The organism is Hydrogenophaga intermedia, assembly GCF_000723405.1.
In the GTDB taxonomy this organism is placed as follows: Bacteria; Pseudomonadota; Gammaproteobacteria; order Burkholderiales; family Burkholderiaceae_C; genus Hydrogenophaga; species Hydrogenophaga intermedia.
Genome location: NZ_CCAE010000037.1, coordinates 38,892 through 49,480 on the forward strand (window position 1 = coordinate 38,892; position 10,589 = coordinate 49,480).

7 protein-coding genes and 1 pseudogene are annotated in these 10,589 nt (G+C 69.3%); 7 read left to right on the forward strand and 1 reads right to left on the reverse strand.

The genetic code is table 11. The features are described from left to right. Positions 1-195 precede the first annotated feature (195 nt). The 7 genes and pseudogenes from BN948_RS18215 to BN948_RS18245 all read left to right on the forward strand — a co-directional run bounded on the left by BN948_RS18215 (position 196) and on the right by BN948_RS18245 (position 10,154). Entirely contained in the window at positions 196-723 is a 528-nt protein-coding gene (locus BN948_RS18215) for a chemotaxis protein CheW (protein WP_009516934.1), read from the forward strand. 42 nt (positions 724-765) lie between these two features. Next, entirely contained in the window at positions 766-2,955 is a 2,190-nt protein-coding gene (locus BN948_RS18220) for a methyl-accepting chemotaxis protein (protein ID WP_069903082.1), read from the forward strand. A gap of 55 nt (positions 2,956-3,010) precedes the next feature. After that, a complete protein-coding gene (locus BN948_RS27510) occupies positions 3,011-4,561 on the forward strand; it encodes a methyl-accepting chemotaxis protein (RefSeq protein WP_035623078.1) in 1,551 nt (516 codons plus the stop codon). A 42-nt stretch (positions 4,562-4,603) separates the two neighbouring features. Continuing rightward, positions 4,604-6,160, forward strand: coding sequence for a methyl-accepting chemotaxis protein (locus tag BN948_RS18230; protein WP_009520504.1), 1,557 nt, complete (start codon positions 4,604-4,606; stop codon positions 6,158-6,160). Between the two features lie 631 nt (positions 6,161-6,791). Then, positions 6,792-7,673 (forward strand): annotated as a pseudogene (locus BN948_RS27350) (methyl-accepting chemotaxis protein); the annotation flags it as partial. Between the two features lie 112 nt (positions 7,674-7,785). Next, positions 7,786-9,282 (forward strand): M20 family metallopeptidase, encoded by a 1,497-nt coding sequence (locus tag BN948_RS18240; protein ID WP_009516364.1) that lies wholly within the window; start codon positions 7,786-7,788, stop codon positions 9,280-9,282. A gap of 14 nt (positions 9,283-9,296) precedes the next feature. After that, complete coding sequence (locus tag BN948_RS18245) at positions 9,297-10,154, forward strand: alpha/beta hydrolase (protein WP_009516363.1); 858 nt, start codon at positions 9,297-9,299, stop codon at positions 10,152-10,154. A 26-nt stretch (positions 10,155-10,180) separates the two neighbouring features. On the opposite strand, the gene BN948_RS18250 is transcribed toward BN948_RS18245, so the two are convergent. Next, complete coding sequence (locus BN948_RS18250; RefSeq protein WP_081921998.1) at positions 10,181-10,537, reverse strand: YidB family protein; 357 nt, start codon at positions 10,535-10,537, stop codon at positions 10,181-10,183. Positions 10,538-10,589: the final 52 nt, after the last annotated feature.

Sequence of the window (10,589 nt, forward strand, 5' to 3'; positions counted from 1 at the left end):
CAGAGGCCAGGCACCCCGGGCGCGTCAGGGGTGAAGTGGCGAATGCTTTGGTATTCAAGGGGCGCCCCAGGCACCGCCCCGGTGCCTTATAGCCCCGGGTTTGTCGTCCTTTTTCCGACTTCAGACCGCGCGGGCCTGGCCGATAGTCCCCTCACCCCCATTCCCATTTCCTTTCCTGCAAGAGGACAGACAGCCATGGACATGCGCAACGAAGCCACCCACATCGCCCGCCAGGACGGCGCGCGCGCCGCCGCGCAAGCCGCCGCCAGCGCGGAATTCCTGACCTTCCGCCTGGGCGCCGAGGAATACGGCATCGACATCCTGCGCGTGCAAGAGATCCGTTCTTACGAAGAGCCCACGCGCATTGCCAACGCGCCCAGCTTCATCAAGGGTGTGGTCAACCTGCGCGGCGTGATCGTGCCCGTCGTGGACCTGCGCATCAAGCTCGGCTGCGAAAAGGTCGAATACAACGGCTTCACCGTGGTGATCGTGCTCAACGTGCGCGGCCGCGTGGTCGGTGCCGTGGTGGATTCGGTGTCCGACGTGCTGGAACTCGCCGGCGACCTGATCAAGCCCGCGCCCGAGATGAGCGCCTCGATCGACACCAGCTTCATCACCGGCATCGCCAGCGTGGGCGAACGCATGCTGATCCTCATGGACATCGAGGCGCTCATGTCGAGCGCCGACATGGGCCTCATCGAAAGCGCCCAGGCGCTGCAATAAGGCTGCCACTGCCGCCGCCGCTCGTGGAAGGAGACACCTGACATGTTCCGATCGAATCCCCTTACGGACAAGAAGAGCGGCGCCTCCGTGGCACGCCGCCTCTCCCTGCAAGCCGTGGCGCTGCTGGCCGGCACGCTGGCCATCATCAGCATCAGCATGGCCCTCGTGGTCGAAGGCAATTCGCGCACGCGACTGGCCAATGCCGCGGGCGACAAGGCCGCGGCCCTGGCCGACTCGGTCGACGCCTTCGACGCCACCGCGCGCATGATGACCGAGCGCGCCTACCAGCCCTTCCGCAAGAAGTTCGCCGAGCACTTCGAGCTCGACGTGGCCAACGGCATGCTCAAGAGCTGGGGCATGCTGCTCAACGGCGACAACAGCGAGGCCGACTCCTTCCACCTCGCCAACGGCGGCGTGGCCACCATCTTCATGCGTAAGGGCGACGATTTCGAGCGCGTCAGCACGTCCCTGAAGAAGGAAAACGGCGAGCGTGCCGTCGGCACCACGCTGGCGCGCAACCACGCGGCCTATCCCCTGATGCTGCAGGGCAAGGCCTACACCGGACGTGCCGTGCTGTTCGGCCAGGCTTACATGACGCATTACGAGCCCGTGAAGGACGCGGCCGGCCAGGTGGTCGGCATCCTGTTCATCGGCTTCGACATCCGCGACTTCCAGGCCTCTCTGGACAAGCTGGTGAGCGATGCGACCTACTTCCAATCGGGCGGCACGGTGATCATCGATCCGCGCACGGCCAACGCCGATGCGCTGTTCATTTCGCCGCCGGCACTGGCCGGCAAGAAGGTGCTCGAAGTCAACCCCGCGGCCGGCCCCATGCTGGACGAGATGCGCGCCGGTGACGACGTCTTCGTGCGCGAGTCCGTGGCCCTGCTCAACCCGCAGATCAGCAAGCCCTGGGCGGTCAAGCGCTACACCAACGCCAGCGGCTGGTGGGTGATCGCCGAGGTCTCGGACGACGAGGCCATGGCCTCGCACTGGCGCATGATGTACATGTTCTGGGGCCTGTTGATCTTCACGACCGCCTTGCTTGGCGTCGGCCTGTTCGTGCTGATCCGCCGCAACGTGAGCGCACCGCTGCGCGAGCTCACCAATGCGGTGACCACGGTGTCGCAGGGCGACCTCACGCAGGCCTTCCACACCACCCGGCGCGACGAACTCGGCACGCTGGTGGTGGAAGTGGAGGCCATGCGCCAGCGCTTCCTGGACATGATGCGCCAGCTGCGTTCGGCGGCCGACAGCATCAACACCGCTTCGCAGGAAATCGCCACCGGCAACCAGGACCTGAGCAGCCGCACGGAACAGACCGCGAGCAACCTGCAGCAGACGGCGGCCAGCATGGAACAACTCACCGGCACGGTGCGCCAGAGCGCGGACTCCGCGCGCCAGGCCAATCAGCTCGCGGCGACCGCCGCCGAGGTGGCCGCGCGCGGCGGCTCGGTGGTCTCGCAAGTGGTCACCACCATGGACGAGATCAATTCGAGCTCGCGCAAGATCAACGACATCATCGGCGTCATCGACGGCATCGCCTTTCAGACCAACATCCTGGCGCTCAACGCGGCGGTGGAGGCGGCGCGCGCGGGTGAACAGGGCCGCGGCTTCGCGGTGGTGGCCGGCGAGGTGCGCAATCTGGCGCAGCGCAGCGCCGAGGCGGCCAAAGAGATCAAGGGTCTGATCGGTGCCAGCGTGGAGCGGGTGGACGCGGGCTCGCGTCTGGTGGCCGACGCGGGGCAGACGATGAGCGAGATCGTGGGCTCCGTGCAACGGGTGAGTGACATCATTGGCGAGATCACGGCGGCCTCGGGCGAGCAGAGCGAGGGCATCGGCCAGGTGAACGTGGCGGTGAGCCAGCTGGACCAGATGACGCAGCAGAACGCAGCGCTGGTGGAGCAGAGCGCGGCCGCCGCGCAGAGCCTGAAGGAACAGGCGGACCGCCTGGCCCAGGTCGTGCAGGTGTTCCGCATCGGCCAGGAAACGGCCACGGAACCGGTGCTGCGCGCCACGCCGGTGCCGGTGGCCCTGCCGAAGGCCGCCTCCTCCTCCGCGGTCGTGAGCACCAAGGCCTCGGCAGCCGCCCCGGCCAAGCAGGCGGCAACGCCCGCGCCGACCCGCACCAAGGCCGCACCCGTGGCCCAGGCAACACCCGCGCCGCGCGCGGCGCCCGCTTCCACGACCCCTGCGCCGAGCACGGCGGAAGGTGAGTGGGAGAGCTTCTGAATACCGGGGCGGCACGCACCGCCCCTTGCCTTGCCGGTCGTTGGAGAGCAAAGAAATGAACGTGATCAACCGATTCAGGATCGGGCCCCGCCTGTACCTGGGCTTCGCGCTGGTGCTTATGCTGCTGGCGGGCCTCACGGGCACCGCCTGGTACAGCCTGAGGGCCTCGCAGGCCGCCACGGCACGCGTGGTCGAGATGGACCGGCTCGCGGGCCTCACCCAGGAATGGCTGATGAGCACGCAGATCAACATCAACCGCGTGATGGCCCTGGCCACCTCGCGCAACGACCCTGCGGTCGACAGCCACTTCAAACCCTTGATCGCGCAGGTGTCGGCCCGCATCAGCGAGGTGCAGAAGGAGCTGGTCTCCGGCATCCAGAGCGAGCGAGGCAAGGCGCTGCTCGAGGAGATCGGCGAGCGTCGCAGCGCCTACATGGGCGTGCGCAAGACCTATTTCGACGCGCTCAAGAACGGCGACGCCGCCGGCGCCCAGCAGCTGCTGGGCAATGCCCTGATGCCGGCCGCGCAGGCCTATGGTGACAAGCAGCAGGAGCTGCTCGACCTGCAACGCCAGCTGGTGGCCGATGCGGTGGCGGCGTCCGAGGCCACGAGCAACCGCCAGGTGGGCGTGCTGTTGATCATGGCGCTGGCCGCCATGGGCCTGGCCCTGGTGCTGGCCTGGCGCATCACGCGCTCGGTGACCGTCCCACTGACCCAGGCCGTGGGCGTGACCCGCGACGTGGCGCAGGGCGATCTGACGCGCGACGTGAGCACGCCGCTCACCGACGAGCTGGGCGATCTGCTGCGCGCTCTCGGCGACATGAAGGCCTCGCTCACGCGCACCGTGAGCCAGGTGCGCAGCGCCACCGACAGCATCAACACCGCCTCGCAGGAGATCGCAACCGGCAACCAGGACCTGAGCGCGCGCACGGAACAGACCGCGAGCAACCTGCAGCAGACGGCGGCCAGCATGGAGCAACTCACCGGCACGGTGCGCCAGAGCGCGGACTCCGCGAGGCAAGCCAACCAGCTCGCGGCGACCGCCGCCGAGGTGGCCGCGCGCGGCGGCTCGGTGGTCTCGCAGGTGGTCACCACCATGGACGAGATCAACCAGAGCTCCAGGAAGATCAACGACATCATCGGCGTCATCGACGGCATCGCTTTCCAGACCAACATCCTGGCCTTGAATGCGGCGGTGGAAGCGGCGCGCGCGGGTGAACAGGGCCGCGGCTTCGCGGTGGTGGCGGGCGAGGTGCGCAACCTTGCGCAGCGCAGCGCCGAAGCGGCCAAAGAGATCAAGGGCCTGATCGGTGCCAGCGTGGAGCGGGTGGACGCGGGCTCGCGTCTGGTGGCCGACGCGGGGCAGACGATGAGCGAGATCGTGGGCTCGGTGCAGCGGGTGAGCGACATCATTGGCGAGATCACGGCGGCCTCGGGCGAGCAGAGCGAGGGCATCGGCCAGGTGAACGTGGCGGTGAGCCAGCTGGACCAGATGACGCAGCAGAACGCGGCGCTGGTGGAGCAGAGCGCGGCCGCCGCGCAGAGCCTGCGCGACCAGGCCAGCCGACTGACGGACGTGGTGCAGGTGTTCCGTCTCGCGCACTGAGGCCGGGTCAACGGCCAAGACATTCAATCAGGAGAGAACAAGATGCAAGCATTCATGAGGCAATTCACCGTGCGCCAGCGCATGGTCGGCGCCATCGCCGTGGTACTGGCCCTGTTGGGCCTCGTGGGGGGCGCCGGCTTGTGGGGCATGTGGCGCCTGTCGAACGTGGCCAACGAGTTCACCGAGCGCGCCTACCAGGAAACGGTGACGCTTTCCCAGCTCAAGGCCTCCATGGGTGCCATGACTCGCCATGAGAAGGACATGATCATCGCCTACGAGAAGCCGGACCTGGTGGTCGCGGCCAAGGCACGCTGGAAGACCGAAGCCGACAAGACCGCCGCCACCATGGGCACGCTGCTGGCCGGCCGAGACGAATCGCGCGACGCGCTGGTGACCCAGATGCAGGAGCGCCTGAAGGCCTACATGGCCGCGCTCGAGCCGGTATCGCACCAGCTCGAGAGCGGTGGCTACGAAACGGCCACCATCGCCAACCGCATGCTCGGGCGCGCGCACGAGCAGCACAAAGGCCTGACGGAGTTGCTCGATCAGGTGGAAGCTTCGCTGGGCGAGGACGTGAGCGCGCTGAGCGCGCGCAGCGACAGCGCCAGCCAGCAGACCCTGTGGGTCTTCGGTATCGCGCTGGCCCTGGCCGCGCTCATCGTGGTGCCCACCACGCTGGCCAACATGCACAGCATCTGCGCGCCGGTGGACCGCGCGCGCCAGCTGGCCGACGCCATCGCCGAAGGCGATCTCACGCGCACGGTGCAGGCCACGGGCCGCGACGAGATCGCCGACCTCCTGCGCGCGCTGGGCCGCATGCAGGCCTCGCTCTCGCGCATCGTGGGCGATGTGCGCAACAGCTCCGACAGCATCGGGACCGCGTCGCAGGAAATCGCGACGGGCAACCAGGACCTGAGCTCGCGCACGGAGCAGACCGCGAGCAACCTGCAGCAGACGGCGGCCAGCATGGAACAGCTCAGCAGCACGGTGCGCCAGAGCGCCGACGCCGCGCGCCAGGCCAGCGCCATGGCCGCGGCCAACGCCGAAGTGGCCGCGCGTGGTGGCGAGGTGGTGGGCCAGGTGGTCACCACCATGCAGGAAATCCAACACAGCAGCCAGAAGATCGGCGACATCATCGGCGTCATCGACGGCATCGCCTTCCAGACCAACATCCTGGCCCTGAACGCGGCGGTGGAAGCCGCGCGCGCCGGTGAACAGGGCCGTGGCTTCGCCGTGGTGGCGGCCGAGGTGCGCAGCCTCGCGCAGCGCAGCGCCGAGGCAGCCAAGGAAATCAAGGGCCTGATCGGCGACAGCGTGGACAAGGTGCAGACCGGCACGCAGCTCGTGGCCCAGGCCGGCAGCACCATCGGCGAGATCGTCGACAACGCGCAGAAGATCTCGGCCTTCGTCACCGACATCACCACCGCCGCGCAGGAGCAGAGCGATGGCATCGGCCAGGTGAACACCGCCGTGGGCCAGCTCGACCAGATGACGCAGCAGAACGCCGCGCTGGTGGAGCAGAGCGCGGCCGCCGCCGAGAGCCTGCGTGAGCAGGCCGGCCGCCTGGCCACCGCAGTGCAGGTATTTCGGGTGGGCTGATCCCGTGCCGTGAATCCAGTGGAGGGAAGAAGAATGAATTTCAACCAACGCCTCATCCTGGCCTTCGTGGCGCCCGCCGTGCTGTTCGTGGCCGGCCTGGCCGGCAGCATCTGGTCGCTCATGCAAACGCAGTCGCGTTTCGACCAGTACATCAACACCGAGCAGGCCATCGCCAGCGGCGTGCAGGAGATGTACGCGCAAGGCCTGCAAATGGGCCAGGCGCTGCGCAATATCGTGCTCGACCCCAACAACCCGCAGGCCTACAAGAACCTGGACGGGGCGCGCGAAGCCTTCGACGCAGCGCATACGGGCACGCTGGAGGTGGCGCGCGGTACGGCGAGCGAAGCCGCCCTGGCGCCGCTGGCCGGCCTGCGCGCCGACCAGGCCAAGGCGCAGGACAAGGTGCTGGAACTGGTGAAGAGCGGCAGCGGCGTCGAGGCCGTGCAGGCGCTCAACGCCCAGGAAACGCCCGCGTGGCGCAAGCTGCGTGGGGCGTTGCTGGAACTGGGCAAGGCCTCGCGCGCGCTGGGTTGCCCTGGGGCTGGCGCTGTTGGCCATGGGCGCGGCCCTTGGCCTGGGATTCATGGTCGTGCGCACCCTGCGCCAGGAACTGGGCGGCGACCCGGCGGTGGCGCGCCAGGCGGTGCGTCGCATCGCCGAGGGCGACCTGACGGGCACCATGCCCGACAGCGCTTACGCACAGAGCCTCGTGGGCGCGCTGACGGCGATGCAGAACGCCATGCGCACGCTGGTGGGCCAGGTGCACCAGTCCAGTCAGGGCATCGAGGTGGCGAGCACCGAGATCGCCAAGGGCAACCAGGACCTGAGCGCGCGCACGGAACAGACCGCGAGCAACCTGCAGCAGACGGCGGCCAGCATGGAACAGCTCACCGGCACGGTGCGCCAGAGCGCGGACTCCGCGAGGCAAGCCAACCAGCTCGCGGCGACCGCCGCCGAGGTGGCCGCGCGCGGCGGCTCGGTGGTCTCGCAAGTGGTCACCACCATGGACGAGATCAACCATAGCTCCAGGAAGATCAACGACATCATCGGTGTCATCGACGGCATCGCTTTCCAGACCAACATCCTGGCCTTGAATGCGGCGGTGGAAGCGGCGCGCGCGGGTGAACAGGGCCGCGGCTTCGCGGTGGTGGCCGGCGAGGTGCGCAACCTGGCGCAGCGCAGCGCCGAAGCGGCCAAAGAGATCAAGGGTCTGATCGGTGCCAGCGTGGAGCGGGTGGACGCGGGCTCGCGGCTGGTGGCCGACGCGGGGCAGACGATGAGCGAGATCGTGGGCTCGGTGCAGCGGGTGAGCGACATCATCGGGGAGATCACGGCGGCCTCGGGCGAGCAGAGCGAGGGCATCGGCCAGGTGAACGTGGCGGTGAGCCAGCTGGACCAGATGACGCAGCAGAACGCGGCGCTGGTGGAGCAGAGCGCGGCCGCCGCGCAGAGCCTGAAGGAACAGGCCGAGCAGCTTGCCCTGGTGGTGGGCCGCTTCCGTACCACCGCTTGAGGAAACGGCCGGGCGGCCCGCGTCGCGCGGACCCGGTCCTGCCTATACTCCCCCCAGGGTTCACCTGAGAGGGGCGCAGTGCCCGCACCGGGCGATCCCGACGGAGATCGCCATGAACGCCCGCCTGCCCCAGCCGCTGCTCGACGCCGCGGCCCTGCAATCCCATGTCGATGCCAGCTGGCGCGATCGCATCGTGCCCGCGCTGGTCGACTACGTGGCCGTCCCGGCCAAATCCCCCGCCTTCGACGCCGACTGGGCCGCCCACGGCCTGCTCGAGCGTGTGCTGCAGTCCGCCGCCGACTGGGTGGCCGCGCAGCGGGTGCCGGGGCTCACGCTGGAGGTCGTGCGCCTGAATGACGCGCACGGCCGCCCGCGCACACCGGTGCTGTTCTTCGAGCTGCCCGCCAGCGCCGGCCAGGACGGCACGCCCGCCCCTGCCTCGGGCCAGACCGTGCTGATGTACGGCCACCTCGACAAGCAGCCCGAGTTCACCGGCTGGCGCAGCGACCTGGGTCCCTGGACGCCCAAGATCGACGACGGCAAGCTCTATGGCCGTGGCGGTGCCGACGACGGCTACGCGGTGTACGCCAGCGTCGCGGCCATCCAGGCGCTCAAGGCGCAGGGCGTGGCGCACCCGCGCATCGTGGGCCTGATCGAAACCTGCGAGGAAAGCGGCTCCGGTGACCTGCTGCCCTACGTGGACGCGCTGCGCCCCCGCCTGGGCGACGTGGGCCTGGTGATCTGCCTGGACAGTGGCGCCGGCAACTACGACCAGCTCTGGCTCACCACCAGCCTGCGCGGCATGGCCGCAGGCGTGCTCAAGGTCGAGGTGCTCACCGAGGGCATCCACTCCGGCGACGCCTCCGGCCTGGTGCCGTCGAGCTTTCGCATCCTGCGCCAGGTGCTGGACCGTCTGGAGGACAGCGCCACCGGCCGCCTGCTGCCCGCGAGCTTTCACTGCGAGGTGCCGGCCGAACGGCTGGCGCAGGCGCGCGCCACGGCCGCCATCCTGGGCGACGAAATCTACAAGCGCTTCCCCTGGGCCCACCACGACTGCGGCGGCAGCACCCTGTTCGCGTTGCCCACCACCACCGACCCGGTCGAGGCCCTGATCAACCGCACCTGGCGGCCCACGCTGAGCGTGACCGGCGCCGAGGGCTTCCCCGCGCTCAAGGACGCGGGCAACGTGCTGCGCCCCTACACCGCCTTCAAGCTCAGCCTGCGCCTGCCCCCGCTGGTGGACGCGGCCTCGGCCGTGCAGGAGCTCAAGGCCTTGCTGGAGGACAACGCGCCCTACCAGGCCAAGGTCACCTTCTCGTCCGAGGGCGGGGCCAGCGGCTGGAACGCGCCGCCCACCACCGAGTGGTTCGAGCGCGCGCTGCAGGACGCTTCGCAGGCGCACTTCGGCGCGGCCTGCGGCACCATCGGCCAGGGCGGCACCATTCCGCTCATGAACCTGCTGAGCCAGGGCTTCCCGACGGCGCAGATGATGGTCTGCGGCGTGCTCGGCCCCAAGAGCAACGCGCACGGGCCCAACGAGTTCCTTCACCTGGATTACGCGCGCCGGCTCACCGCCAGCGTGGCCCAGGTCATCGCGCGCATGCCTTGAGCCCGAGGACGCGCATGAGCGACACGACGCAAGCCCCGTTCACTGCTCGCGACGGCCTCAACCTCGCGCTCTACGACTGGCCCCTGCCTTCGCGCGTGCGGCCGCGCGCCGTGGTGCTGATCGTGCACGGCCTGGGGGAACACGCCTGGCGCTACAACGACGTGGCGCACCGCCTGAATGAATGGGGATTCTTCGTGCGCGCGTATGACCAGCGCGGCCACGGCGACTCCGGTGGCGCGCCCGGCGTGCTGCCCGACGACGACGCCCTGCTCGACGACCTGTACGAGATGGTGGACGACACCCGCCGGCACATCGCCGAGCCCTGGTCCTGCCCGCTGATCCTGCTGGGCCACAGCATGGGCGGCCTGGTCAGTGCCACCTTCGTGCAGCGCGGCATGGCCCGGGTGGACGGCCTGGTGCTGTCCTCACCCGCGCTGGACGCGGGGCTGTCGGGTTTCAAGCGCTGGTTGATCGGCCTGATGATGCGGCTGTCGCCCGACAGCACCCTGGGCAACGGGCTCGACGCGACCAAGATCTCGCACGACCCCGCCGTGGTGCAGGCCTACCAGCGCGACCGGCGCGTGCACGACCGCATCAGCGCGCGGCTGGCGCGCTTCATCGACGACAACGGCCCCGTGGTGCGCGCCGCCGCGGCGCGCTGGTCGGTGCCCACGCTGCTGATGTTCGCGGGCGACGACCGCCTGGTGAACCCGGCCGGCAGCGCGGCCTTTGCGAGCGCGGCTCCGGCGCCCATGGTGGTGTCACGCCGCTTCGACGGCCTGTATCACGAGATCTTCAACGAGCGCGACAACGCTGCGGTGTTCGACACGCTGCGGCAATGGCTCGACCGGCGCGCGCCCGCGCCAGTCTGAGACCCGAAGCGCTTTTCATGAGCGCTTCAGCGGCGCATCAAACCGCCGAGCAGGCCACCCAGGTCGCCCAGCCCGCCGCCACCCGAACCCCCACCCAGCAGGCCACCGAGCGCGTCCAGGGGGTTGGCCTCGCCACCCGCCGGCACGCGACCCTGCGGCGTGAGCTGATCGATCAGCCCCGGCAGCACCTGCGCCAGTACCGACGAGGCCTGCTGACCATTGCCCCCCAGCAGGCCGCCGAGCGTGCCCATGAGGTCGGGGCCCAGCGCGCCGCCGAGTTGATCGCCCGACACCGGCTGGTTGGCGCCCGTGCCCACCCAGGACTGTGCGGCCTCGCCAAGGCCGCCCGCCTGCAGTTGGGGTCTCCTCGTTTTCAGTGCAATAAGTGACGGTACGCAAAGCTAGCACTGGCGCGGGGGTGGTCTGGGTAGACCG